Origin of the sequence: Janthinobacterium sp. FW305-129, from assembly GCF_020858115.1 — a bacterium.
Classification (GTDB): Bacteria; Pseudomonadota; Gammaproteobacteria; order Burkholderiales; family Burkholderiaceae_D; genus Janthinobacterium.
The window spans coordinates 307,992-332,128 of sequence record NZ_JACYMM010000005.1 but is presented as its reverse complement, the minus strand read 5'-3'; the positions used below and the strand labels follow the sequence as shown (position 1 = coordinate 332,128).

The window sequence follows — 24,137 nt, the reverse complement described above, 5'->3', positions numbered from 1 at the left end:
TCTTCAGCTTGCGGTGGTTTAATACTCACCATGAAGATACTGCTGATAGAAGACGATATGGACCTGGGCAACGGCGTGCGGATTGCCTTGCGCGACCAGGGCATGCAAGTAGTCTGGGTGCGCAGCCTGGAAGACGCGGCGCGCAGCATCGAGCACGACAGTTGCGAACTGGTGCTGCTGGATCTGGGCTTGCCCGATGGCGATGGCCTCGATTTGCTGGCCCGGTTGCGCGCGGCCCGCCTGCCGGTGCTGATCCTCAGCGCCCGCGACACGCTGGAACAGCGCTTGCGGGGCCTCGATGGCGGCGCCGACGATTACCTGGTGAAGCCCTTCGTGCTGGCCGAGCTGCTGTCGCGCGTGCGCGCGCTGGCGCGCCGCAGCTATGGCTTCGACGGCGACACCATTGAGCTGCGCGGCCTGCTGCTGCAGGTGCCCACGCGCCGTGTCAGCGTGCACGGGCGGCCGGTGGAGCTGACGGCCAGCGAATATGCCTTGCTGAAGACCTTGCTGATGCGCGCCAACCGGGTCATCACGCGCCGCGTGCTGGAGGAGCATATCCTGCCCGGCGGGCTGGCCAATGCCAGCAATACCCTGGATGTGCATATGGGTAACCTGCGCCGCAAGATAGGCGAAGGCTATATCCGTACCGTGCGCGGCGTCGGCTATGTCATCGACCAGCAGGGCGAGACATCGGCCCAGCCGGGTGCCGGCGCATGATGGGGCGTTTCTGGGCCACGCTGCGCCAGCCTACCCTGGTGCGCCGCCTGATGATGGCGCAAATGCTGATGCTGACCATGGTGTGGAGCCTGGCCGTGGCGTATGTGCTGGTCGAGGGAGCGGACGAAGCGAGCACGGTGAGCCGCAGCGTCCTGCACGCCATTATCAGCGTGGCCGATAATCTGGCCGAGCAGCCGCAGCGCCAGGAACAAAGCTTGCGCGCCATTGACGCAGCCTTGCGCGAGGAGTTTGAAACGGGAAAAGTGCCGGAACTGGCGCCGCGCATCCTGGTCTGGCGCGAGGGCAAGCTGGTCTACAAGTCGCCCGATGCGCCCAGCGGCATCCGCAGCGCCGGCCCGGAACAGATGGAAGTGGTGTACATCAAGGGCCAGGCCTGGCGCAGCCGCAGCCTGGCCGAGGGCAACACGCGCGTGACGGTGCTGGAAGCGGGAGGCGCCTGGCAATTGTTCATTACGATCAATTCACGCGGTTACTACCTGCTGCCGTTGCTGATCAGCCTGCCGTTCCTGCTGGTGCCGGCCTGGCTGTCGATCCGCCTGGCCATGCGCCCCTGGCGCAAGCTGGCGCAGGAGGTGGCGGCGCGCGGGCCGCAGGACTTGCGTCCGCTGGAGTTCAAGCCGCCGCATGGCGAACTGGCGGCACTGGTCGACAATATCAATGCCCTGCTGCAGCGGGTCGATGCCAGCGCCGCGCGCGAACGCAGCTTCATCGCCGATGCCACGCATGAGCTGCGCACGCCGCTGGCGGCCATGCGCGTGAATGTCGAGGCCTTGCAGGGCCAGGTACATGATGCGCGCCAGCAAGAGCTGCTGGACGGTATCTTGAACAGCGGCAACCGGGCCGCGCGCCTGGTGGGCCAGCTGCTGCAGCTGACGCGCAGCGAAGTGCAGGCGGGCGCGGGCGAACTGCCGCGGCGGCAGGCGCTCGATACCTTGTTGCAAGACCGCCTGGCGGCGCTGTCCGGCCTGGCCCAGGCGGGCGAGATCGAGCTTGAGTTGCAAGCCAGCATCTCGCTCAGTGTGCCCGGACAGCGCGAGAGCCTCGTTTCGCTGATCGACAACCTGGTGGAAAACGCCATCAAGTACAGTCCGCGCGGCAGCAGCGTGACGGTGTCGCTGCATGCGGAGCGGGGCCAGGCCGTGCTGCATGTGGCCGATCAGGGGCCGGGCATTGCGCCGGCGCTGTATGACCGCGTGTTCGACCGCTTTTTCCGCGCGCCGCAGCAGGCGCAGCCAGGCAGCGGCCTGGGCTTGTCCATCGTCGCTTCCGTCGTGCGCCAGCACGGTGGCACGATTCAGTTGCACCGCGGTAATGGCGGCCTGGGTTTGCTGGTGGAGGTGCGCTTGCCATTGGCCGACGCCTGATCGTGCTGGCAGCGCTTGCGATATTGTCTGAAAATTATTTCATGTGCTTATAACGCAAGATGGCATGGCGTGGCGCACGCTTGCGATGCATAATGCGGGACAGTTAAAAAAACACCGTTATGCACCCATTCCTGTCCCGCTACTTGCCGTATCCCGCCTTTGTCGGCCTGTATCTGCTGTTTGACTGGGCGACGTATATCGACCCGATGTACGGGCTGAACATCACCCCGTGGAATCCCGATCCCGCGCTGGGCCTGGTATTTTGGCTGATCCACGGCCGCAAGGCGGCACTGCCGTGGTTTATTGCCCTCGTGGCTGGCGAGGTGCTGGTGCGCGGCATGCCGGCAGGTCTGCCCTTGACCTTGCTCTGTTCGGCGTGGCTGGTGCTCGGCTATGGCGGTATCGGCGCGGCACTGCGCTGCAGTTTCAGCAGCAGCGATATCTTCGACAACCGGCGCCGCCTGAGCGCCTGGGTGGGGATCGTCCTGTCGGGCACCGTGCTCAATGCGCTCGGCTATATTTCCCTGCTGTCGCTGACGGGGCGCATCCCGGCTGGCGAATGGGGGACGGCCGTATGGCGTTTCGGCATCGGCGACACGGTCGGCATGCTGGTGTCGATGCCGCTGATCTGGGTGCTGTTCAGCGAGCGGGGGCGCGAACGCCTGCATGCCGCCGTCTGGCGCTGGGAAACCCTGGCGTATCTGGCCCTGGCCAGCTTCGTGCTCTGGAGCGTTTTCGGTTCCATCGTGCGTTCCGAATACAAGCATTTCTATTTCCTGTTTCTCCCCGTGATCTGGGCTGCCTCGCGCCAGGGCTTGCATGGCGCCATGCTGGCCGTGTTTGTATTGCAACTTTGCATCATTACCCTGGTGAAATGGACGCATGCGGTCGATATCCAGTTTTATGAATTGCAGCTGCTCGATGCCGTGCTGGCATTGGTGGGCTTTTTTATCGGTATCGTCGTCGATGAAATGCGGCAAGTGGCTGACGAACTGAAACACACGATGCGCCTGGCGGCCGCCGGCGAGATGGCGGCCGCGCTCGCGCACGAGCTGAACCAGCCGCTGACGGCCTTGTCGACCTATGGCAAGGCGTGCGAATACCTGCTGGAACGGGGCGAGAAAGGCGCCTTGCTGCAAGGCGCCATCGGGCACATGATCGTGGAATCGGGACGCGCCGCGGACGTGGTGCGCCGCTTGCGCGACTTTTTCCGTACCGGCGCAATGCAGCTCGAAGCGGTGGAAGCGAGTGCCTTGATCGCGGGCATGGCGCGCCAGTTCACGCCGCTGTTCCACGAGCATGGCATCGAGCTGGTGCTGGCGCCGCCGTCGCCGCTGGCCGTCAATGCCGACCGCCTGCAAATTGAACTGGTGCTGCGTAATCTGCTGGCCAATGCACAGGATGCGGTGATGGGCCAGCCGCGCGGCCAGCGCCGCATCACGGTGTCGGCCGAGCGCCTCGAAGGCGGGCGGTTGCGTCTGTCCGTGGAAGATAGCGGGCCCGGCATTTCCAATAGCCTGGCGGCACGCCTGTTCGAACCGTTTGTCTCGACCAAGGCCAGCGGCCTGGGACTGGGGCTGGTGCTCAGCCGCAGCATCGTCGAAGCGCATGGCGGCCAGCTATGGGCCGAAGTGGGCAAGCATGGCATTTTTCGTTTTATCCTGCCCCTGGCGCGCGCCAGCGCGGCCGCTACAGGAGAGTATGGTGACAAGTAATTTGACGGTGTTTATCGTGGACGACGATCCCGCCGTGCGCGATGCGCTGGGTTTGCTGTTGGGCATACGCGGCTACCGCACGGCCCTGTTTTCCTGCGGCGAGGATTTCTTGCACAGCTGGCGGCCCGACTGGGCCGGCTGCCTGCTGGTCGATATCCGCATGTCCGGCATGGATGGCCTGAGCCTGCAGCGCCGCCTGCTGGAGCTCGATTGCATGTTGCCAATTATTATCATCACGGGACATGGCGACGTGGCGCTGGCACGCCAGGCATTCAAGGCGCAGGCCAGCGATTTCCTGGAAAAGCCGTTTGACCACGACAAGCTGCTGGCCGCCATCGAGGAAGCGTTTTCGCGCGAGGCGCATGCGCGCGGCCAGTTGCAGCATCAGGTGGCGGGGCAAGCCTTGCTGCGCACCCTGACGCCGCGCGAGCGCGAAGTGATGCAGCTGGTGGTGACGGGCCAGCACAACCGCGATATCGCTCCGGCACTCGGCATTTCCGTGCGCACGGTGGAAGTGCACAAGGCGCGCCTGATGGACAAACTCGGTGTGGATAATGTGGCCGACCTGGTGCGCATCAGCATGCTGGGCACCGGCTAGCCGCGCTAGAGCCGTCTAGGCGATGGTCTGCAATACCTGATCGACCGAGATCGCCTTGACCCAGTCGCTGCGCCGCGCCACCGTGATGACGGTGCTGTTGGCGCTGTCGAAGGGAGCCCATTCCGGATTCTTCTTGCGCATCAATGCCACCACGGGCACATGCACGGCGTTCGCCAGGTGCATGATCGATGTTTCCACCGAAATAATCAGGTCGCATTGCGCCAGCATGGCCGGCAGCTGGAAGAAGTTGTCGACGGCGCTGAAGGCGTGTGTACGCGGCAAGCCATGCGCCTGCACGACGGCATTCACCTTGGCCAGTTCCTGCGGCATGGCATTGATCAGGAAGCAGGCATGCTGCCATTTCGGCATCGCTTGCATGCGCGCGATCAGTTCGGCAATGCGCTCCAGCGGCCAGCCGCGCTTGTGCGACTTGGCAAACGGGTTCAGGAGTACGAGCGGACCCTGGCGCGGGGCAAAGCCCCAGGCGGCCAGCTGCTCCTGCGCCTGCTGCAGTGCGTGCTCGGGGATGTGCACGAAAGGGTAGCGTTCGGCCACGGGAATGTCGAGTCCCGTCAATTGATGGAACCAATCCGCATACACGCTGCTGATATGGTGTTCGCCGGCATCCTGTCCCGCATACGATGCCAGTACGGCATCGATCTTGCGGTAGGCCAGGTAATGCCAGGGGCGAAGCGGGCTGAACGGCTTGCGCGTGCCGATCACCAGCCCGTTCGGGCTGATTGCGCGCGCAAGATCCGCATACTGCTGTGGCCGTACGTGGGCCAGCGAGACGACGACAGGATAGTGCTCCGCCTTGGCCTCGCGCAGCGACTCTTCATAGAGCGCGGGGCTGTAGGTCTTGCGGTATACCTTGGCGAACAGGCCCGACTGCTCTACCCAGTCGTACAGCGAATAGGTGCGCAAGCCTTCCCATTGCCTGGCATCGGACGTGCGGCGTACTTCGTCGACCCACAGGTGGATCTGAATATGGGGGTAGGCCGCGGCAAAGGCGCGGAAACCATTTTGCAGGTAAGTAAAGTCTCCCAGCGCCAGATGGGCGATGAAAAGAATTTTGTCCGACTTTTGTAACAGTTCGGCGGGAATCAAAGGCGTCATGTATCAGTACGATTTCAGGTATTCATTCGATGGTGTCAAACCACTTGCTGGGAAAATTGCAGGCGATGCAGATTGGCATACGCGCCGTCGGCATCCAATAATTGCTGATGACTGCCGGTTTCCATTATTTTCCCATGTGACAATACCACGATACGGTCCGCGCGTTCAATTGTAGATAGTCGATGAGCAATAACTAATGTCGTTCTGCCTTGCATCAGGTGCTCCAGCGCTGCCTGCACGGCCCGTTCCGCCTCCGTATCCAGTGCCGAGGTGGCTTCATCGAGGATCAGGATGGGAGCATCCTTGTAGATGGCGCGGGCGATGGCCACGCGCTGGCGCTGGCCGCCGGACAGGCGCGAGCCGTTGTCGCCCAGGCGCGTTTCCAGTCCGTCGGGCAAGCCATCGATGACGTCCGACAGGAAAGCGGCCGCGGCGGCCGCTTCGACGCGCTGCCGGTCCGGCGCCGCATCGCCATACGCGATATTGGCGGCCAGGGTATCGTCGAACAACACCACCTGCTGGCTGACCATGGCGATCTGGCTGCGCAGGCTGGTCAGGGCGATGTCGTCAATATTCTGCCCATCGAGCAAGATTTCACCGCTGCTGACTGAATAAAAGCCGGGCAGCAGGCTGACCAGGGTCGATTTGCCGCCGCCGGACATGCCGACAAAGGCGACGGTTTGTCCTGGCGCAATGTTCAGGTCGATATGTTGCAGGGCTGGTTCCTGATGTCCGGGATAGGCAAAGCTCACATCCTTGAACTCGATGCGGCCACTGCAGCGGCCAGCAAGCGGCTTGCCGCCCGTGCGTTCCGGCGTCTTGTCGATCAGCTGGAAGACTTCCTCGGCGGCGGCCATGCCGCGCTGCAGGGGGCCGTTGACTTCGGCCAATTGCTTCAAGGGCGTCAGCAGCATCAACATCGCCGTGATGAAGGAGACAAAGCCGCCGACCGTGATTTGTCCCTGTTCCGACTGGAACAGGGCCATCACGATGACCAGGGCCACGGCGGCGGCCGTGATCACCTGGGTAATGGGCACGGTGGCGGAAAAGGTCGTGGTCATGCGCATGCTGTAGCGGCGCAATTGCTCGGCACGCTCCTCGAACCGGGCCTTCTCGTACTGCTGGCCGCCGAAGATCTTGATCACTTGCTGCGCGCGCGTGGTTTCCTCGATGACCTGGGTCAGTTCGGCGTTGACGGCCAGCGAGTCGCGGTTGAGTTTTTTCAGGCGCTTGCCCGTGGTGCGCACGACGATGGTCAGCACGGGCAGCAGCACCAGGGTCACCAGGGTCAGTGCCCAGTTCAGGTACAGCAGCCAGGCCAGCAGGCCCAGCACGGTCAGCGAGGAGCGCACGATCGAGGTAAATACCTTGGTCACCATCTCGATGATTTGTTGCACCTCAAACATGATGGAGTTGATGACCTTGCCCACCGTGTGCGTGTTGTAAAAGTCGATAGGCAGGTTGAGCATGCTGGCAAACATCCTGCGCCGCAACTCGTTGAGGATGCGCGTGGATACATAGCTCATCAGGTAGCTGCTGGCAAAGGTCGAGGTGCCGCGCATGGTAAAGATGCCGATGACGATCAGCGGCACCAGCCAGAAGGAAAAACTGACCTTGCCGCCAAAACCATTGTCGAGCAGCAACTTGAGCGCATATGGCAACAGTGGTTCCGTCGCCGCCGTGACGACCATCGCCAGCAGGGCCAGGGCCAGGTGTTTTTTATAGGGCGCGTGCAGCGCGGTGAGGCGCTTCAGGTCGGGCGTGAGCATCGGTATGGTTCCTTGCAAGGGACAGCAAAAACGGTCAGGCGGAAAACGAGCTCAGGCAAGGCGTTCTTGCTGGCGCAACATGGCCCACAGTATCACCATCGGGAAGGTCAGCATGATGATGCCGATATTCAGGGTTAGCGAACTCGTCGTCAGGCCAAAAATCATGTAGCAGGTGCATAGCACCACGCCGGCCAGCGCATAGGGCTGGGCTGCGGGCGCACTCTGGCGCAGGGCGCGTGCAAACAGGAGCAACGGCACGAGGAAGAGCGCCAACAAGGCCATTACGCCGATGATGCCGCGCTTGACCAGCGTATCGAGGTAGTCGTTGTGGGCATTGGTATGCCGGCGTATGGCAACGTTGGCCTTGCCTTCATCCACCAGCATCGATTTTTGTTCCATGTAACCGTTGCGGCCCAAGCCTGTCCAGGGGCGTTGCTGGTACATGTCTATCGCGGTGCGCCACATTTCCATGCGCTGGCCAATCGACGTGGTCACATTGTCGCTGTCCTGGAACTGTTTGATCTCATTGACAGCCACTTCCACGCGCTGGGGCATGCGGGAGTTGGGAAGTGTATAGGCAAGCAGGAATGCCGCCAGCAGTGCACCGAGCAGAGCGGCCAGATAGCGTGCGCCGCGGCCCTTCGAATAATAGTATGAAAAAAGGCAGCCACAGGCGGGTAACACCAGCCAGCCGCTACGGCTGCCGCTGATGACGGATCCCAGAATGCCGGACAGGCCACCGGCTAGCAGGAGCAGGCTCCATGCCAGGCGGTGGCGCTGCTTACTTGCCCATCCCATGCCACATAGGGCTAGCATGCCAAGCAGCATGCTGACATTGCCATAGTGGATGGCATTGCTGGTTGCCGCTTGCGGGCGGTATACATCGAGTGCGAAAAATTGCCAGGAAGCCAGAGCCGTACCACTGATGGCGCCGATGACCAGGCCGCTCCACCATGCCTCCGGCCGGGGTGGGTATGCCAGCAGCAGCAGCAGCACTGGTGCGGCCAGCAGGGCACGCAGGGGAATGTCGAGTTCGCGCGCCGGATCGGCGTGATAAAGCATATTGGCCGTAAAAATGGCGAAATACAGTAGCAGTGTACCGAGCATCAGATAATCCCGGCGTTGCAGGTTCAGGCGGGGGCGTTTCCATAGCAGCCAGCTGCTTGCGAGCAGGAGCACCAGTGCACCAAGGGAATATCCGCTATTGACAGCCAGCGCCAATGCAAAAAAAAGAAAAACAGAAACAGAAGTCAGGCCGAGCATGAATATCCTTGTTAACGCATGTTGTCGCCACAATGGCAACTGTAGCAACATAAAATAGCCGCCATTGTAATCGAAGGTTCATGCCAAAACGCTCGCATGATATGTGCTTATTAATAACGATTTGACCGTATCCAAGGGCAGAAACGAAAAAACCATGGTTTTTAGCCATGGTTTTTTTGTAAGCAATGGTAACTTGCTGTTATTTTGCTAAGGCAAGAAAGTCCTTGCCATGCGCATCAGGCTGTCGCGGGCACGCGCGTCGCCACGCCCGTGGCGATCGCTGCTTGCGATACGGCAGGCGCGACCCAGCTGCGCAGGCGTTCATCGAATGGCGATGGAATCAGTTGCAGCGGCGTCAGCGCGCTGCTTTCGTGGCCTGGCAATGGCTCCTTGGCCAGTGCGGCGATGGCGCGCACGCAGGCCAGCTTCATTTCTTCGTTGATGGTGGTGGCGCCCACGTCGAGCGCGCCGCGGAAGATGTACGGGAAGCACAGCACGTTGTTGATCTGGTTCGGGTAATCCGAGCGGCCCGTGGCCACGATGGCGTCGTCACGCACGGCATGCACCTTCTCAGGGGCGATTTCCGGATGCGGATTGGCCAGGGCGAAGATCAAGGGCTTGGCGGCCATCGATTCGACCATCTGCGCGCTGACCACGCCGCCCTTCGAGACGCCGATGAAGATGTCGGCGCCGACCATGGCGTCGGCCAGGTCGCGGTCGCTCGTGTCATTCGCGTAGCGCGCCTTGTTCTCTTCCATGCTGGCATCGCGGCCAGGGTAGATCACGCCCTGGCTGTCGCAGACCTTCAGCAGCGATTTGTTCAGGCCCAGCGAAACGAGCAGGTCCAGGCAGGCGATCGACGCCGCGCCGGCGCCCGAGACGGCCACTTTCACGTTGCCGATATCCTTGCCCACCAGTTCCAGGCCATTCAGGATTCCGGCCGCGACGATGATGGCCGTGCCATGCTGGTCGTCGTGGAAGACGGGAATGTTCATGCGTTTGCGCAATTGCTGTTCGATGTAGAAGCAGTCGGGCGCCTTGATGTCTTCCAGGTTGATGCCGCCGAAGGTCGGCTCCATGCGCACCACGGTGTCGATGAACAGGTCGGGATCGTTTTCGGCCAGTTCGATGTCGAACACATCGACATCGGCGAACTGCTTGAACAGGCAGGCTTTGCCTTCCATCACGGGTTTGCTGGCCAGCGGGCCGATGTCGCCCAGGCCCAGCACGGCGGTGCCATTGGTGATCACGGCCACCAGGTTGCTGCGCGAGGTGTAGGTGCCGGCCGTGCGCGGATCTTCCACGATGGCTTCGCAGGCGAAGGCCACGCCCGGCGAGTACGCCAGGGTCAGGGCACGGGCGTCGCCCAGTGGTTTGGTTGGCGTGACGGAAATCTTGCCTGCGCGGGGTTCCGCGTGATAGGCGAGGGCGGCTTCTTTCAGGTTGAAGGTTTCGCCGTTCTGTTCGGCGTGCTTGCTGTGCGAAGTAGACATAGGAATTCTGGGAAGGGCATACAAGGCCCGAGTGGTCAATCCGAGCCATGGTATGCAAGCGTTTGCACGCTGTCAAGGCTGGATTGTGCTTAAGTCGACCAAAACCGCTTTGAGCAACGGCATTCTTTCAATGCAAGCGTTTGCTCGGTTTTTGACGGAGCGGGGATTTTTTGCGATAAAATCACGGTATTGCGATCCGGGAAGCCCATGACAAACAAGAACCCCACCTTAAGCGACGTCGCGCGGGCCAGCGGCGTGCACTTTTCCACCGTCTCGCGCGTGATGAACCCGGCAACGCGGCAAATGGTCAGCGCCGAGGTGGCCGCGCGCGTGCTGGCCGAAGCGGGCCGGCTCGGCTACCGGCCGAATCGCGCCGCCTCCACCCTCGTCACGCGCAAGTCGCGCATCATCGGCGTGGTCTTGCCCGACATCACGAATGCCGTTTTCCCGCCGATCCTGCTGGGCATCGAGGAAGGCTTGCGCAAGCATGGCTACCTGGCCATCGTCGCCAACGTGGGCGCCGACGAGGAGGAACAGCTGTTCGTCATCAACCGCCTGCTGGGGCAGCAGGTCGATGGCCTGATTTTGGCTACCGCACGGCGCGACGATCCCGTCATCAAGATGTGCATCGACCAGAATGTGCCTGTCGTCACCGTCAACCGCAGCGACGAGACGGGCGTCGCGTCCTGCGTCGTCAGCGACGACGTGGTCGGCATGCGACTGGCCGTGGAACACTTGCTGGCGCTGGGGCACCGCCATATCGCCCACATTGCCGGTCCGGAAAACCTGTCCACCGGCCACGTGCGCCGCCTCGGTTTCCTGGCCGCCATCCAGGCCAGCGAGCTCGATCCCTCGCAAGCGTTCGTGTTTGAAAGCAGCGGCTATTCGCGCGAATGCGGCAAGGCGGCCCTGCTGGAACTGCTGCGCCAGTCGCCGCAGACGACGGCCGTGGTGACGGGCAGCGACCTGGTGGCCATCGGCTGCTACGACGCCATCCGTGAACTGGGCTTGAGTTGCCCTGAAGATATTTCCGTGGTGGGCCACAACGACATGCCATACATGGACATGATCCGTCCGCCCCTGACCACCATCCGCATCCGCCACCATGGCATCGGCACGGAAGCGGCCCGGCTGATCCTGCAAACCATAGCCTCGCCCGATTCCCCGGTGCTCGACGTACGCCTGAAACCTGAACTGGTGGTGCGCGAATCGACGGCCGCTCCCAGGGGCTGATGCCGCGCCTGGGGCCGCGCCGCCGCAAGGTGGTACACTGGCGCCCCTCAACGTATTTTGCCCCTCCATCGCCATGACCAAAACCAACACGCCTTCCCCCAAACGCCGCGAAGAGGGCGCCGTCAAGCTGACCGTCAATCCCTTCCTCGATGCCGAGTTTTACGCGCGCATGCGCGACTACACGGAGCGCGATGCGGCCATCATCAAGGAATTGAAAGCGATCGCCGAGATCCGTGCCGGCAACAAGCAAGCCGATCCCCGCCTGGCGCCGTCGTTGCAAGCCCTGCGCAGCACCGTCAAGAAAGGCTTGAGCTTTGGCGAAATGCTCGAGCGCATGGCCGCCGGCAAGGAAAAAGGTTTGTGGGAGCCGTGGATGACGACCTTCGGCATCGAGATCCGCGCCGTCAACTACGGCGCCGGCCCGCGCAACGCCTGCCTGGTGCTGGACCTGGCCGCCAACGCGCCCGCGCACGCCATGTTTGCCAAGGCGGGCATCCAGAACTGGCGCAGCCTGGCGGCAGACGACTGCTCCGTCGTGCGTTCGGAAAAAGCCACGGAAACCACGCCCTTGAAAGTGTATGCCGTGTTTTACCTGGATCCGCTGCCCGCCTGAACCAGCAGCACCAGCGCCAGTACGATCAGCATCACGCCCGACAGCCGTTCCAGTGACGGCAGCGCGCGCGTAAAGCGCTGCCGCAGGGCGGTGCTGCCGATGGCCAGCGCTACCGTCATATCCCACGCCAGCACGACAAAGACCATCCACGCGCCATACGCCGCCATCGCAGCGGGACTCGTTTGCCTGCTGGCCAGCACGGTGGCCAGGCTGACATAGAACAGCGCATTCTTCGGGTTCAGGATGGCGGAGACAAACCCCATCACGATACCGCCGCGCCAGCGCGCCTTGCCGCTGGCGGGCTTTGCATCCAGGCTGCTCTTGCCCGCATGGCGCAGGAACAGCCAGCCCAGGTACAGCAGATAGGCGCATCCTGCCAGCCGCACCACCATGAATGCCGTACTGCCTGCCCGCAGCACCGATAGTCCGCCAAACGCCGCCACGATGAACACCGCATTGGCCACGGTGATGCCCATGCAGGTGCCGGCGGCGCCGCGCCAGCCGTAGGCCAGCGAGGTGCGTGCGATCAGGAAAAAATCGGGACCGGGCGACAGCAGGGAAAGAAAGTGGGCGGCGGCGATGAAGAGAAAATCCTGCATGTAAGTCGGCTCCGGCAATGGCGATGCGCGAGTATGCAGGGGCTGGCGACAGCCTGTATTGAAGAAAATTGCAGGTGTTCTAGCCGCCCTGGCCGCGATAGCGCCCCGGCGTGATGCCTGCATGCGCCTTGAAGACGCGCTGCAGATGGCTCTGGTCGGAAAAACCCAGTTCGCAAGCGATGTCCGCCAGTGCGTTACCTGCCTGCACGCCGTCGCGCGCGCGATTGACACTCAGATTCAGCTGGTAGGCATGCGGCGTCATGCCGGTGGCGGCGCGGAAGGCGCGGATCAATTGGTAACGGCTCATGCCGGCCAGTGCGGACAAGGACTCCAGGCTGGCCAGGGGCTGTTCCTGCAGCGCCTGCAGTACCTGGCGCAGCTGCGCGGGGATGCGGGCCGCGCGCGAGGGCAAGGAGGTCGCTCCGCTGGCACCGGCGCAGGCGTGCAGGAAGGCCAGCAGCGCGGCTTGCTTCTCGGCCGGGGGCGCGGGCGAGAACAGCAGCGCATTCATGGCGCAGAACTGCGCGTACAGGGCAGGATCGTGCAGCACGCTGGCGCTGTCTGTGCAAAGCGGGGGGATATTCGCCTGTAGCCACTGCGCATCGAGATGCAGCATCTGGTAGCTCCAGACGGCGTCAGGCAGGGGATTGCAGGCGTGCACGCAGCCGGCCGGCACCAGTACCAGGCTGCCGGCGCGCAGCGCTGCCTGGCGGCCGTGGCTGCCCGTAAACACGCTGCTGCCCGCGTCGACGGCGCCGATGGAAAACGTGGGATGGCTGTGGGGCTTGTAGCACGCCCGGCTGTGACAGGCGCGCCGGCTTTCCACGTGGGGGAGAAACGGGTCGCGCCAGAAGGCGGTGGTGCCCGGCATGACTACATCAAAATCACGTCGTACTGCTCCTGGTGGTAAGCATTCTCCACCTGCAGCGAGATTTTTTTGCCGATGAAGTCACCGAGCATGGCCAGGTGCTGCGATTCCTCTTCCAAAAACAGATCGACCACTTCCTGTGAGGCGAGGATGCGGAATTCGCGCGGGTTGAACTGTTTTGCCTCGCGCAGCAGTTCGCGCAGGATTTCATAGCAGATCGTGCGCGAAGTCTTGACTTGTCCCTTGCCGGCGCAGGCGGGGCACGGTTCGCACAGGATGTGCGCCAGCGATTCGCGCGTGCGCTTGCGCGTCATTTCCACCAGGCCCAGCGGCGAGAAATTGCTCACCGAAACCTTGGTGCGGTCGCGCGACAAGGTGCGTTTCAGCTCAGCCAGCACGGCGTTGCGGTGCTCGGCATTGTCCATGTCGATGAAGTCGAGGATGATGATGCCGCCCAGGTTGCGCAGGCGCAGCTGGCGCGCGATGGCGTGCGCCGCCTCCAGGTTGGTCTTGAAAATCGTGTCGGCGAAGTTGCGCCCGCCCACAAAGCCGCCCGTGTTGACGTCGATCGTGGTCATCGCTTCCGTCTGGTCGACGATCAGGTAGCCGCCCGATTTCAGGTCGACGCGGCGGCCCAGGGCGCGCAGGATTTCTTCTTCCACGCCGTACAGGTCGAACAGGGGGCGCTCGCCCGTGTAGTGCTGTAATCGCGTCAGCTCGCTAGGCGTATAGATTTCCGCGAATTCGCGCAATTTCACGTAGTTTTCGCGCGAATCGACCTGGATGGTGGCCGTTTCATCGCCGACGAAGTCGCGCAGCACGCGCTGCGCCAGGTTCAAGTCCTGGTGCAGCAGGCTGGTGGCGGGACGCGTGCGCGCGCCGTGCGTGATGGTGCTCCAGGTCTTGCGCAGGTAGTCGACGTCCGCCTTCAGGTCTGCGTCGGAGGCGTCTTCGGCCATGGTGCGCACGATGTAGCCGCCCTTTTCGTCGGGCGGCAGCAGGCTTTGCAGGCGCACGCGCAGCTGTTCGCGCTCCGCTTCCTTTTCGATTTTCTGCGAGATGCCGATGTGCTTGTCTTGCGGCAGGTACACCAGCATGCGCCCGGCGATGGAAATCTGCGTCGACAGGCGCGCGCCCTTGGTGCCGATGGGGTCCTTGATCACCTGCACCGTCAGCACCTGGCCGTCAAACAGGATTTTTTCGATGGGAGCGGGCGTGGCGTTCTGGCCATCGTGGCCGCGCGCTTCCCAGATGTCTGCCACGTGCAGGAAGGCGGCGCGTTCCAGGCCGATGTCGATGAAAGCCGACTGCATGCCCGGCAACACCCGCACCACTTTGCCGGAATACACATTGCCGGCCAGGCCGCGCGTGAGCGTGCGCTCGATGTGCAATTCCTGCACGGCGCCCTGCAGGATGAGGGCGACGCGCGTTTCTTGCGGCGTGATATTGATCAGGATGTCTTCGTTCATGGGGGCGCGGGAGTGGAGGCAACGAATGACATCATACCCGATCAGGGCAGGGGCAAACCTGCCAGCCGTAGCAACTGTGCAGTTTCGTACAGGGGCAGGCCCATGATGCCGGAATGGCTGCCTTCGATATGCTCGACGAACAGCGCGGCGCTGCCCTGGATGCCGTAGCCGCCGGCCTTGTCGTACGGTTCCGGCGTGGCGCAATACGCGGCGATCGAGGCGGGCGAGAGCACGCCGAAGCGCACTTGCGACACTTGCGTGCGCTGCTCGGCGAAATCCTTGTAGTGCACGGCGATCGAGGTGAGCACCTCGTGCGTGCGGCCCGACAGCTGCTGCAGCATCGCCACGGCCTCAAGGCGGTCGGCCGGCTTGCCGAGGATGATGCCGTCGATGGTGACGGTGGTGTCGGCTGCCAGCACGGGGCGCGGGGTCAGGTGGCGGCGGCGCACCAGGTCCCAGGCGAAGGCGGCTTTTTCATTCGACACGCGGGCGACATAGTCGAGCGCCGATTCGCCGGGCAGGACTTCCTCGGTGACGTCGGCGCCGCGCGGGCCGTCGCTGCGCAGCAGCAGCAATTCGAAATCGATGCCGATCTGGCGCAGCAGTTCGCGCCGGCGCGGGCTTTTGGAGGCGAGGTAGATCTTGTGATCAGCCGTTTTCATGGGGAGTTCAGACGCGGTGGTAGGGGTGGTTTTGCGTGATCGACCAGGCGCGATAGAGCTGCTCGGCGAGGATCACGCGCACCACGCCGTGCGGCAGGGTCATGCTGGAAATGCGCAGCATGCCCTCGGCACGCGCCTTGAGTTGCGGATCGAGGCCGTCGGCGCCGCCGATCAAAAAGGCGGTGTCGCGGCCATCCTGCTGCCACGCCATCAACTGCTGCGACAGGCCGACGCTGGTCAGATCCTTGCCGCGTTCGTCGAGGGCGATGATGCGCACGCCCTTGGGCAGGACGGCTTCGATGCGTTCGCGTTCCAGCGCCATCGCCGTGGCGGCGGTCTTGCTGCCGGAACGCTCCACCGGCTTGATTTCTTTCAGCACGATGCGCAATTCCGGCGGCATGCGCTTCGCGTATTCCGCGAAGCCCGTCTCTATCCAGGCCGGCATTTTATGGCCGACCGCAGCGATGATGAGCTGCATCGAGGCTTACGCTTCGACTTTTTTGATACGCTTGATCACGGTTTTTGCCGGTGCAGCATCGGCTGCCGGCTTGGCCGCGCGTGGGGCGCGTACTTTTTTCTCCGGCAGCGCTTTCAGCGCTTTCACGGCGGCTGTCTCGGTCTTGGTAGGCGCGACTTTCACGGTCTTGCCGACGGCTTTCGAAACGGCGGCTTTTTTCGCCGGGGCTTTCTTGGCGGCGGTGGCGGCCGTGGCTTTCTTCGCTGGCGCTTTCTTTTCGATCACGGGCGCAGCTTCCACATTGGCCTTGCTTGCCGCCAGATGGCCGCTGACCTTCTTCGGCTCGTCGCCAGCGGCTTTTTTCGGCGCGCGCTTGGCGGCACCCAGCTTGACCGGGGTGTCGCCCCAGATTTCTTCCAGGCGGTAGTAGGCGCGGATAGGTGCTTGCATGATGTGGACGATCATGTCGCCCAGATCGACCAGCACCCATTCACCTGTGTCCTCGCCTTCCATGCCGATGATGTCGCCGCCGGCGTCCTTGACCTTGTTGCGCACCGAGGCGGCCAGCGCCTTGGTTTGACGGTTCGAGGTACCGGAAACGATCGCGATGCGGTCGAACAGGCTGGTCAGGTGACTCGTTTCGAAGACGGCGATGTCTTGGCCTTTGACGTCTTCAAGGGCGTCAACGACGAGGGTTTGCAGTTTTTTGATATCCATTTAGCTTTTGTATAAATTATGTTGTTCAATATAGTCTAGCACTAGCGGGGAAACAAGCGGGTTTGCCCGATTCCCCCGTTGTAATGCCGCACGTATTTCGGTGGCGGAGATATCCACCGCGAAGTCCTGTGCCAGATAAGTCAGACCGTGCGGCGTGTTGCGGATGCTTTCCAGAGACCCCAGGCGGCGCGAAAATGCATCGGCGACCACTTGCGGCACTGCGGCGTCATTCAGCGCGAAGCCGGGGCGGGCCGCGACGCAGATATGCGCGTATTCAAATAATTGCTGCCATTCGCGCCAGGTCGCGAGCCGCTGCAGCTGGTCGGCACCCATCAGGAAAACGATGGAGGCGCGCGATCCCAGCTCGGCGCGTACCTGGCGCAAGGTATCGATGGTGTAGCTGGCCTGGCCATGTTCGCTGCGTTCGATTTCCTGGCGGTCGATCACCACGGGCAGGGGCAGGCCGGCGAAGGCCAGGCCGGCCATCTCGGCGCGCTGCCGGCCGGTGGCGCCCAGCTTACCCTTTTGCCAGGGCGCGCCGGCCGGAATCACGCGCAGTTCATCGGCGTGCAGCAGGCTGGAAAAATGCTTGCCCAGGGCGACATGGCCGATATGCACCGGATCGTAGCTGCCGCCAAGCAGCGTCACACAGGGCATACTGCCCGCCGTACCAGTTTCCCTCACGCCTGCAGCCAGTCGCGATGCACGAGGAAGTCAGTATACAACGCCGCTTCGGGACTGCCCGCTTCCGGGTGCCAGTCGTAGCGCCACTTGACCACGGGCGGCATCGACATCAGGATCGCCTCGGTGCGTCCGCCCGACTGCAGGCCGAACAGGGTACCGCGGTCGAACACCAGGTTGAACTCGACATAGCGTCCGCGCCGATAGCACTGGAAATCGCGTTCGCGTTCGCCGTAGGGCGTGTCCTTGCGGCGTGCCAGGATCGGCACATAGGCGTTGATGAAGGCGTCGCCAGCGCTGCGCAGCATGGCGAAACTGTCGTCAAAGCCCAGGGCGTTGAAGTCGTCGAAGAAGATCCCGCCCGCGCCGCGCGCTTCGCGCCGGTGCTTCAGGTAGAAGTAATCGTCGCACCACTGCTTGAACTTCGGATGCAGTTCCGCGCCAAACGGCGCCAGCGCATCATGGCACACCTGGTGAAAGTGCTTCACGTCGCCCGCGTCGCCGTAATACGGTGTCAGGTCCATGCCGCCGCCGAACCACCATACGGGGGCACCATCGGCATTCAGAGTGCTGAAAAAGCGCACGTTCATGTGCACCGTCGGTGCGTAGGGATTGCGCGGATGCAGTACCAGCGACACACCCATCGCTTCCCATGCCTTGCCACCGAGTTCAGGGCGCGCGGCCGCGGCCGATGGCGGCAGTGCGGCGCCGGTGACGTGCGAAAAATTCACGCCGCCCCGTTCGAACACATTGCCTTCCTCGATCAGGCGCGAAATGCCGCCGCCGCCCTCGGGGCGCTGCCAGGCATCGGTCAGGAAGGGCTTGCCGTCCTGCGCTTCGAGCGCCTGCACGATACGGCTTTGCAAATCGAGCAAATAAGCCTTGACGGCCGAAGGAGAGGGAGTTGACGACATCGCGTGGGCCGACGAGGCCGAAATAAAAAAGTAAGGACGGATTGTACCCTGTTACGGATTTTTGTGATAGCAAAACCGGCGATGCTGTTGCCGGCCCTGCTTTATTGAGGCGGCTTGTCCTGTATTACCTGTACCTCGAATTGGGGCGCATCCGCGCCTGGCTGGCGGGCGTTTTCCACCATGCTTGCCGCCCGCTGTTGCAGGTCCGGGCGTTCGATCGTGTCGGCCGGCTGCGCCAGCGGTGCCACAGGCACTGGCTGCTCGTGCTTGAACCATGCGCGTCCTGCATACGTCAGCATCGTCAGTATCGCCAGCAGCAGTGCCGCAGCCATGATGGTGGAAGGGCGCGGGCGGGGCCGGCCATACTGGGGCGGCGGTTTACCGGCAGCATCGACGATCACGCGCGCCAGTTCCGAGCCGTGCGCGCGCGTGCGTGCTTGCAGCGCCTTGTATTGCAACGGCGATAGCGTGCCCTGTTTCAGCATATGGCGCAAGGCCGCGACGGGCGTGGCGGCCAGGTGACCGGCCGGCAGGCTGTCGTGGGCGGCGTCGCGCTGAAACTGGTTGATCAGGTTCTGCTCGTACAGCGCGTCGACCGCCTCGCGGTTCACCTGCTGCAGCGCGGCGCTGGCCAGTTGCCGGCGTGGTTCGTCGGCAGGCAGCTGGCGCAGCATCTTGAAGAAACGCTCCTCGGGCACCAGTTCGGCGCTCAGCAGCCAGGCCAGCGTCCTGACCTGGCCGGCATTCATCGCCAGTTCCGGCACATCGATGTCTTCGGCGGCGTTGTGCGCGCGCTGGATCTCAATGATCTGCAGCTCGGCCAGCGTATCGTCGTATTCGTCGCTGGTGATCAGGTCCAGCTGCCGCAGTTCGCCGAGCGGTTTGAGGCGCGGATCGGTACTCATGGCTGCAGGCCTCCGGTCAACAAGCCATACACCATGGACATCACCAGGATCAGCCCCAGCACGATCAGCGCGCCTTTCCAGGCCGGTGGCCGCTGGTACGCGATGCGGTCGTGACCATGGCGCAGCCTGGACGCTTCCATGATTTCACGCGCCAGTGCGCTGCCATGTTCACGCACGTGCACTTCCAGCGCCTCGAACTGCGCCGCAGGCAGGATGTCGTTGACCACCAGCCAGCGCATGGCGATCCAGGGCGTATAAAACATGCGGTCTGCTGGCACCGCCGCGTGCGCGGCATCGCGCTGGAACGGGTTCAGCAACTCGAGCTCGTACAAGGCGTCGACCTCGCGGCGGTTATAGTGCCGCACGCCCTCGGCGGCCAGTGCCTGTTGCCGGGGTGGTAGTGTGGCCACGCGCTTGTCGAAGTCATTCTTGGGCAGCAGATCGGTCAGCAGCAGCCAGCCCAGGGTGCTGACCAGGTCGGCATCCTGCGCCAGTTCCGGCATGTCGACCGGCTCCTCGGGCGGGTGCAGGCGCTCATGGGCGGCGACATCGCGTTCCGAGTTGGCCTCGTCGAGTTCCTGCGCGGTGATCAGGCCAAGCTGGTGCAGCTGCAGCAGCGATGCGTGGGGCGGTTCGATATGCATGGCCTTACTCTTTGACCTTGGCCTGGCGCAGTTCGCCGGCAAATTGCGGCGTCACCGACCAGCCATTGCCGCTCGCGTCGCGCTGGAAGGTGAACTCGCCTTCTTGCATCACTGCCGTGCCGCCGTTGAGCATGCCCAGCAAGGCGTCATTGCGTTCGATCAGCAGGCGGCAGGAATAGACGCCCGGCGAGATTTCCTTGCATGGCGCCAGCGGTTCGATTTCGGCAATTTCGCGCGTGCGCTGCATCGATCGCGTCAGCGAAAAAGCTTGCCGCGGCTGGGGCATGATGCGCGCGCCGTCCATGCCGTTGCGGAAAGCTTTTTCCAGCGCCTCGCGTCCCAGGGGTGTGGCTTGCTGGGCAAAGTCGCCATCCTGGATGGTGCCAAAGCGCGCCTGGACCAGCATTGGCTGTGCGCCCACATAGCTGATGCGGCGCTTGCTGCCGCTGTCGTCGCGCGCGACAGTATAGGCATAGTCCATCTTCTTGCCATCGAGTGCTATCGTGGCCAGGCAGCCACGAATATTGTGCGACGAGGCGTAACCCGCTTCTTTTACGTCGTGCAGGCTTGCTTTGCCCGTGCCTTCCGGCGCCGCGTTATTGAGCATGCGTGTCACGTTGGTGAGCGTGTTGGCGGAGTCGCACTCGGGCACGGAATTGCCGCTCATCGCATACCAGACCATGCCGGCCAACGCCAGCGGCGCGCCGATCAGCCAGGCCAGGCGCGAGCCGGGAAACAGGCCATCGAGGATCACGCCGTGTACCGCCTTCTTGTGCTCATCCTGGCGCCCTTGCGCATGCCGGACCACACGTTTTGCGTCGTCGCTGCCGCCGGACTCGATGCGCTGGGCCACGGACTTGAATTGCGCGCGCGGCAGCAGTCCCACATGCAGCATCCAGTTCAGTGCCTCGCCCGGCGTGGGCAGCAAAACATCGCCGGGCAGGTGCGGCAGCGCCTGTTGATAAAGCTCTGGCGTAATGATCGCTTCGTCGCGCAGATGATCGAGCGATTCGCGATTGAGCACTTCCACCACCTGCTGCAAGATCGACAATCGCAGCGCCAGCTCGTCGCCGCTGAAGTGGCGCGCCACGCTCAACGACAGGCTCGTCACATCCTCGGACGTAACGATCTGGCGCCGGTACAGCCACAGCAAGGTGTCGGGTAGCGGCGTGCCGATGGCGAGCTGCGGCAAGTCGGGATGCGCCAGCGCCTGCTCGCGCTGGCGGCGCGTCAGCAGCTTCAGCACATGCAGCGCTTCGACGGAAGTATGCGTGGACTCAGGTAGATTGCTTGTCATCGGAGGGGCTTTATCAAGAATCAAGATGATAAATTTTACAATGCAATCTCGTTTCCTCAGCGTACTATTGAAGTTGCGCCTGATCCAGTTCTGTCCTGAACTGCGGTGTTACTGACCAGTTCTTGCCATTTTTGCTGCGCTGGAAAGTAAAGTCGCCTCGCTGCAGCACGGAGACTGCCAGCACCTTGCTTGCGGCAGCGGGCGCAAGGTCGTTACGGGCCAGCAGCAGGCGGCAGGAAACCACGCCGGGCAATACTTCCTTGCATGGTGCCAGCGCTTCAATATCGCCAATTTCACGGTAGTGCTGCGGCGATACCACTGCGTTGAGGTTGGCATGGTAGAGCGGCTTGCCGCGCAGTGCATCCATGCCGGCCAGCACCGCATGCTTCAGCCCATCGCGCCCGATGGGCTGGCCCTGCTGCGCAAAGCCGCCATGCCAGGCGATGTCGGCAAAGCGCGTTTGCACGATGCCCGGATGCGCGTGGTCATACGCCAGCCGGCTTTTGCGGCGGCCTTCCACGCGCGAAATGGTCCAGGCGTACTGCATGGGCTTGCCGTCCTCGATGACGGTGGCCAGGCAGCCACGGGTTTTTTGCGACCAGGCATAGCCGGCCTGTTGGATATCGTGCAGGCTGAATTTGCCATCCGTGACCGCGGCCACGGTTTGTGGGGTGTCGCAGCGTGGCACGGCATAGCTGCTGAACCAGTACCAAGCCAGGCCGGCAACGAGCAGCGAGGCAAGCGCCAGCCAGGCAAGGGGGCTCACCGGGGCATCGTAGTCTGGTGCGGCAAGGCCGGTTGGTATGCTCATGGCGAGGAATGGGGCAATCAAAATGAAAACGGGCCGGGCGGATGAATTCCGCGCCGGCCCGCCGTGTGATCGTTATGCGGCGATCAATGCTTCAGGCCGCGCCAGCCGATGTCGCGGCGGTACTGCGCGCCGTCGAAATGGATTTTTTCCACGGTTTCATATGCCTGCTTCTGCGCCATCTTGATGCTGTCGCCCAGGCCCACCACGCACAGCACGCGCCCGCCGTTGGTGACCAGGCGCTCGCCCTCGATGCGGGTACCCGCATGGAAGGTGACGGAATCGACCGTTTCGGCCGGGATGTCGCCGATCGGCGTGCCCTTGACGGGATCGTCCGGATAGCCGGCGGCGGCCATGACGACGCCAACGGCCGTGCGGCGGTCCCATTCCAGTTCCACGGCGTCCAGCGTGCCGTTGACGGCGTGTTCCATGACGGTGACCAGGTCGGTTTTCAGGCGCGCCATGATCGGCTGCGTTTCCGGGTCGCCCATGCGGCAGTTGAATTCCAGCGTCTTTGGCGTGCCCTTGTCGTCGATCATCAGGCCCGCGTACAGGAAGCCCGTGAACGTGATGCCGTCCTTGGCCATGCCCTGGATGGTCGGAACGATGATTTCGCGCATGACGCGCGCATGCATGGCCGGCGTGACGATGGGCGCCGGCGAGTACGCGCCCATGCCGCCCGTGTTCGGGCCCTGGTCGTGATCCTTCAGGCGCTTATGATCCTGGCTGGTGGCCAGCGGCAGGATGTTCTTGCCGTCGCACATGACGATGAAGCTCGCTTCTTCGCCGGCGAGGAATTCCTCGATGACGATGCGCGCGCCGGCGTCGCCGAACTGGTTATCGGACAGCATCATGTCGACTGCCTGGTGCGCTTCTTCCAGGCTCATGGCGACGACCACGCCCTTGCCGGCGGCCAGGCCGTCGGCCTTGATGACGATCGGCGCGCCTATGGCGTCGACGTAGGCGTGCGCGGGAGCGACGTCGGAGAAGGTCTGGTAGGCGGCCGTCGGGATGCCGTGGCGCTGCATGAAGGCCTTGGCGAAGTCTTTCGACGACTCCAGCTGTGCCGCTTCCTTGGTCGGGCCGAAGATTTTCAGGCCGCGCGAGCGGAACAGGTTGACGATACCGGCTGCCAGCGGCACTTCCGGGCCGACGACGGTCAGGCCGATGTGCTCCTGCTGAACGAAATCGGCCAGCAATTGCGGGTCGCTGATGTCGAGATTGACCAGGCGCGCATCGCGCGCGGTGCCGCCGTTGCCCGGCGCGACATACACCATCTGTATGCGTTCGGACTGGGCCAGTTTCCAGGCCAGGGCGTGTTCGCGGCCGCCAGAGCCGACTACCAGAATTTTCATAGGGACCGTTCGTTCAGTGTGGGTTGCAGGGCGGCGGTGCCGCCCTTGTGTGCAGAGTGATTAATTCTCAATGAGGGCGTTGGTGAACACTTCCTGGACATCGTCCAGCAGCTCCAGCGCATCGATCAGCTTTTGCATCTTGATGGCGTCGTCGCCCGCATACACGGTTTCCGTCGCCGGCTTCATGATGACTTCGGCAACTTCCGCCTTGAAGCCGGCCGCTTCCAGCGCTTCCTTGACGGCGGCGAAATCGTGCACGGGAGTGACCACTTCGAAGCCGCCTTCTTCGTCGGCTATGACGTCGTCGGCGCCCGCTTCCAGGGCCGCTTCCATCAGCTTGTCTTCGTCGGTGCCCGGCGCGAACAGCAGCTGGCCGCAGTGCTGGAACATGAAGGCGACGGAGCCTTCGTTGCCCATGTTGCCGCCGTTCTTGTTGAAGGCGTTGCGCACTTCAGCCACCGTGCGCACCTTGTTGTCTGTCATGCATTCGACGATGACGGCCGCGCCGCCCACGCCGTAGCCTTCGTAGCGCACTTCTTCATAGTTGGCGCCATCGACGCCGCCGCTGCCGCGGTTGATCGCGCGCTGGACGTTGTCTTTCGGCATGTTGGCGTCAGCCGCCTTGTCGACGGCCAGGCGCAGGCGCGGATTGGTGATGGCGTCGGCGCCGCCCATGCGGGCCGCGACCGTGATTTCCTTGATCAGGCGCGTCCAGATTTTGCCGCGCTTGGCATCGGTGGCAGCCTTTTTATGCTTGATATTGGCCCATTTGCTATGTCCTGCCATGTCGAATCTTCCTTAGACGGGTGTTCAATTGTGGCCGACATTTTAGCATATCGGCCCCCTGCGAAGCGGCATG

The 24,137-nt window shown here is 63.0% G+C and carries 23 protein-coding genes and 1 pseudogene; 6 read left to right on the top strand and 18 right to left on the bottom strand.

The features are described from left to right. Nucleotides 1-30 precede the first annotated feature (30 nt). From IGS61_RS12555 to IGS61_RS12540, 4 genes are all read left to right on the top strand, one after another. Nucleotides 31-717: a response regulator gene (locus IGS61_RS12555; protein ID WP_230539877.1), complete on the top strand. Its 687-nt coding sequence runs from the start codon at nt 31-33 to the stop codon at nt 715-717. Next, nucleotides 714-2,102 carry an ATP-binding protein gene (locus IGS61_RS12550; protein WP_230539876.1) on the top strand — a complete coding sequence of 463 codons (1,389 nt, stop codon included), beginning with the start codon at nt 714-716 and terminating at the stop codon, nt 2,100-2,102. The genes IGS61_RS12555 and IGS61_RS12550 overlap by 4 nt, the downstream gene beginning before the upstream one ends. 119 nt (nt 2,103-2,221) lie before the next feature. Then, nucleotides 2,222-3,817 carry an ATP-binding protein gene (locus IGS61_RS12545; RefSeq protein ID WP_230539875.1) on the top strand — a complete coding sequence of 532 codons (1,596 nt, stop codon included), beginning with the start codon at nt 2,222-2,224 and terminating at the stop codon, nt 3,815-3,817. Further along, the gene (locus IGS61_RS12540; protein ID WP_230539874.1) at nt 3,804-4,415 is read left to right on the top strand and encodes a response regulator transcription factor; all 612 of its coding nucleotides are present in this window, start codon (nt 3,804-3,806) and stop codon (nt 4,413-4,415) included. The genes IGS61_RS12545 and IGS61_RS12540 overlap by 14 nt, the downstream gene beginning before the upstream one ends. A 15-nt stretch (nt 4,416-4,430) precedes the next feature. On the opposite strand, the gene IGS61_RS12535 is transcribed toward IGS61_RS12540, so the two are convergent. From IGS61_RS12535 to IGS61_RS12520, 4 genes and pseudogenes are all read right to left on the bottom strand, one after another. After that, complete coding sequence (locus tag IGS61_RS12535) at nt 4,431-5,531, bottom strand: glycosyltransferase family 9 protein (RefSeq protein WP_230539873.1); 1,101 nt, start codon at nt 5,529-5,531, stop codon at nt 4,431-4,433. 35 nt (nt 5,532-5,566) lie between these two features. Beyond that, nucleotides 5,567-7,300: a lipid A export permease/ATP-binding protein MsbA gene (gene msbA / locus IGS61_RS12530; protein ID WP_230539872.1), complete on the bottom strand. Its 1,734-nt coding sequence runs from the start codon at nt 7,298-7,300 to the stop codon at nt 5,567-5,569. 51 nt (nt 7,301-7,351) lie between these two features. Further along, complete coding sequence (locus IGS61_RS12525; RefSeq protein ID WP_230539871.1) at nt 7,352-8,563, bottom strand: O-antigen ligase family protein; 1,212 nt, start codon at nt 8,561-8,563, stop codon at nt 7,352-7,354. 254 nt (nt 8,564-8,817) lie between these two features. Further along, nucleotides 8,818-10,056 (bottom strand): annotated as a pseudogene (locus IGS61_RS12520) (malic enzyme-like NAD(P)-binding protein); the annotation flags it as partial. Between the two features lie 207 nt (nt 10,057-10,263). On the opposite strand from IGS61_RS12520, the gene IGS61_RS12515 reads away from it, so the two are divergent. Both IGS61_RS12515 and IGS61_RS12510 read left to right on the top strand, forming a co-directional pair. Continuing rightward, nucleotides 10,264-11,289 carry a LacI family DNA-binding transcriptional regulator gene (locus IGS61_RS12515; RefSeq protein ID WP_230539870.1) on the top strand — a complete coding sequence of 342 codons (1,026 nt, stop codon included), beginning with the start codon at nt 10,264-10,266 and terminating at the stop codon, nt 11,287-11,289. A 73-nt stretch (nt 11,290-11,362) separates the two neighbouring features. Next, nucleotides 11,363-11,902 (top strand): hypothetical protein, encoded by a 540-nt coding sequence (locus IGS61_RS12510; protein WP_230539869.1) that lies wholly within the window; start codon nt 11,363-11,365, stop codon nt 11,900-11,902. Here the strand turns inward: IGS61_RS12510 and IGS61_RS12505 are convergent. The 14 genes from IGS61_RS12505 to IGS61_RS12440 all read right to left on the bottom strand — a co-directional run bounded on the left by IGS61_RS12505 (nt 11,878) and on the right by IGS61_RS12440 (nt 24,064). Then, on the bottom strand, nt 11,878-12,501 hold the full coding sequence (locus IGS61_RS12505) for a LysE family translocator (RefSeq protein WP_230539868.1): 624 nt from the start codon (nt 12,499-12,501) through the stop codon (nt 11,878-11,880). The genes IGS61_RS12510 and IGS61_RS12505 overlap by 25 nt on opposite strands. A 79-nt stretch (nt 12,502-12,580) precedes the next feature. Continuing rightward, nucleotides 12,581-13,372 carry a helix-turn-helix transcriptional regulator gene (locus IGS61_RS12500; protein ID WP_230539867.1) on the bottom strand — a complete coding sequence of 264 codons (792 nt, stop codon included), beginning with the start codon at nt 13,370-13,372 and terminating at the stop codon, nt 12,581-12,583. 2 nt (nt 13,373-13,374) lie between these two features. Then, nucleotides 13,375-14,838: a ribonuclease G gene (gene rng / locus IGS61_RS12495; RefSeq protein WP_086143927.1), complete on the bottom strand. Its 1,464-nt coding sequence runs from the start codon at nt 14,836-14,838 to the stop codon at nt 13,375-13,377. Between the two features lie 41 nt (nt 14,839-14,879). After that, entirely contained in the window at nt 14,880-15,500 is a 621-nt protein-coding gene (locus tag IGS61_RS12490) for a Maf family protein (RefSeq protein WP_230539866.1), read from the bottom strand. 7 nt (nt 15,501-15,507) lie between these two features. Further along, on the bottom strand, nt 15,508-15,978 hold the full coding sequence (gene rlmH / locus IGS61_RS12485; protein ID WP_034747108.1) for a 23S rRNA (pseudouridine(1915)-N(3))-methyltransferase RlmH: 471 nt from the start codon (nt 15,976-15,978) through the stop codon (nt 15,508-15,510). 6 nt (nt 15,979-15,984) lie between these two features. Further along, nucleotides 15,985-16,674, bottom strand: a complete 690-nt coding sequence (rsfS, locus tag IGS61_RS12480) for a ribosome silencing factor (protein ID WP_230539865.1) — start codon at nt 16,672-16,674, stop codon at nt 15,985-15,987. Beyond that, complete coding sequence (gene nadD, locus IGS61_RS12475) at nt 16,675-17,331, bottom strand: nicotinate (nicotinamide) nucleotide adenylyltransferase (protein WP_230539864.1); 657 nt, start codon at nt 17,329-17,331, stop codon at nt 16,675-16,677. A 23-nt stretch (nt 17,332-17,354) separates the two neighbouring features. After that, the gene (gene hemF / locus IGS61_RS12470; RefSeq protein ID WP_230539863.1) at nt 17,355-18,269 is read right to left on the bottom strand and encodes an oxygen-dependent coproporphyrinogen oxidase; all 915 of its coding nucleotides are present in this window, start codon (nt 18,267-18,269) and stop codon (nt 17,355-17,357) included. Between the two features lie 101 nt (nt 18,270-18,370). Next, nucleotides 18,371-19,174 (bottom strand): hypothetical protein, encoded by an 804-nt coding sequence (locus tag IGS61_RS12465; RefSeq protein WP_230539862.1) that lies wholly within the window; start codon nt 19,172-19,174, stop codon nt 18,371-18,373. Next, on the bottom strand, nt 19,171-19,818 hold the full coding sequence (locus IGS61_RS12460) for a hypothetical protein (protein ID WP_230539861.1): 648 nt from the start codon (nt 19,816-19,818) through the stop codon (nt 19,171-19,173). The genes IGS61_RS12465 and IGS61_RS12460 overlap by 4 nt, the downstream gene beginning before the upstream one ends. Before the next feature lie 4 nt (nt 19,819-19,822). Beyond that, nucleotides 19,823-21,115, bottom strand: a complete 1,293-nt coding sequence (locus IGS61_RS12455) for a hypothetical protein (protein ID WP_230539860.1) — start codon at nt 21,113-21,115, stop codon at nt 19,823-19,825. A gap of 64 nt (nt 21,116-21,179) precedes the next feature. After that, entirely contained in the window at nt 21,180-21,926 is a 747-nt protein-coding gene (locus tag IGS61_RS12450) for a hypothetical protein (RefSeq protein WP_230539859.1), read from the bottom strand. A gap of 83 nt (nt 21,927-22,009) precedes the next feature. Then, nucleotides 22,010-23,278, bottom strand: coding sequence for a phosphoribosylamine--glycine ligase (gene purD, locus IGS61_RS12445; RefSeq protein ID WP_230539858.1), 1,269 nt, complete (start codon nt 23,276-23,278; stop codon nt 22,010-22,012). Nucleotides 23,279-23,338: 60 nt separating this feature from the next. Then, a complete protein-coding gene (locus tag IGS61_RS12440; protein ID WP_100428161.1) occupies nt 23,339-24,064 on the bottom strand; it encodes a YebC/PmpR family DNA-binding transcriptional regulator in 726 nt (241 codons plus the stop codon). Nucleotides 24,065-24,137: the final 73 nt, after the last annotated feature.

Coding starts and splice junctions, on each gene's coding strand:
- rsfS (WP_230539865.1), bottom strand. CDS start 16,674: ATGGATATCAAAAAACTGCAAACCCTCGTCGTTGACGCCCTTGAAGAC.
- IGS61_RS12535 (WP_230539873.1), bottom strand. CDS start 5,531: ATGACGCCTTTGATTCCCGCCGAACTGTTACAAAAGTCGGACAAAATT.
- IGS61_RS12450 (WP_230539859.1), bottom strand. CDS start 21,926: ATGAGCATACCAACCGGCCTTGCCGCACCAGACTACGATGCCCCGGTG.
- IGS61_RS12550 (WP_230539876.1), top strand. CDS start 714: ATGATGGGGCGTTTCTGGGCCACGCTGCGCCAGCCTACCCTGGTGCGC.
- IGS61_RS12465 (WP_230539862.1), bottom strand. CDS start 19,174: ATGAGTACCGATCCGCGCCTCAAACCGCTCGGCGAACTGCGGCAGCTG.
- msbA (WP_230539872.1), bottom strand. CDS start 7,300: ATGCTCACGCCCGACCTGAAGCGCCTCACCGCGCTGCACGCGCCCTAT.
- nadD (WP_230539864.1), bottom strand. CDS start 17,331: ATGCCCTGTGTGACGCTGCTTGGCGGCAGCTACGATCCGGTGCATATC.
- IGS61_RS12515 (WP_230539870.1), top strand. CDS start 10,264: ATGACAAACAAGAACCCCACCTTAAGCGACGTCGCGCGGGCCAGCGGC.
- hemF (WP_230539863.1), bottom strand. CDS start 18,269: ATGTCGTCAACTCCCTCTCCTTCGGCCGTCAAGGCTTATTTGCTCGAT.
- IGS61_RS12455 (WP_230539860.1), bottom strand. CDS start 21,115: ATGACAAGCAATCTACCTGAGTCCACGCATACTTCCGTCGAAGCGCTG.
- IGS61_RS12540 (WP_230539874.1), top strand. CDS start 3,804: ATGGTGACAAGTAATTTGACGGTGTTTATCGTGGACGACGATCCCGCC.
- IGS61_RS12440 (WP_100428161.1), bottom strand. CDS start 24,064: ATGGCAGGACATAGCAAATGGGCCAATATCAAGCATAAAAAGGCTGCC.
- rlmH (WP_034747108.1), bottom strand. CDS start 15,978: ATGCAGCTCATCATCGCTGCGGTCGGCCATAAAATGCCGGCCTGGATA.
- purD (WP_230539858.1), bottom strand. CDS start 23,278: ATGAAAATTCTGGTAGTCGGCTCTGGCGGCCGCGAACACGCCCTGGCC.
- IGS61_RS12460 (WP_230539861.1), bottom strand. CDS start 19,818: ATGCATATCGAACCGCCCCACGCATCGCTGCTGCAGCTGCACCAGCTT.
- rng (WP_086143927.1), bottom strand. CDS start 14,838: ATGAACGAAGACATCCTGATCAATATCACGCCGCAAGAAACGCGCGTC.
- IGS61_RS12525 (WP_230539871.1), bottom strand. CDS start 8,563: ATGCTCGGCCTGACTTCTGTTTCTGTTTTTCTTTTTTTTGCATTGGCG.
- IGS61_RS12510 (WP_230539869.1), top strand. CDS start 11,363: ATGACCAAAACCAACACGCCTTCCCCCAAACGCCGCGAAGAGGGCGCC.
- IGS61_RS12505 (WP_230539868.1), bottom strand. CDS start 12,501: ATGCAGGATTTTCTCTTCATCGCCGCCGCCCACTTTCTTTCCCTGCTG.
- IGS61_RS12500 (WP_230539867.1), bottom strand. CDS start 13,372: ATGCCGGGCACCACCGCCTTCTGGCGCGACCCGTTTCTCCCCCACGTG.
- IGS61_RS12545 (WP_230539875.1), top strand. CDS start 2,222: ATGCACCCATTCCTGTCCCGCTACTTGCCGTATCCCGCCTTTGTCGGC.
- IGS61_RS12490 (WP_230539866.1), bottom strand. CDS start 15,500: ATGAAAACGGCTGATCACAAGATCTACCTCGCCTCCAAAAGCCCGCGC.
- IGS61_RS12555 (WP_230539877.1), top strand. CDS start 31: ATGAAGATACTGCTGATAGAAGACGATATGGACCTGGGCAACGGCGTG.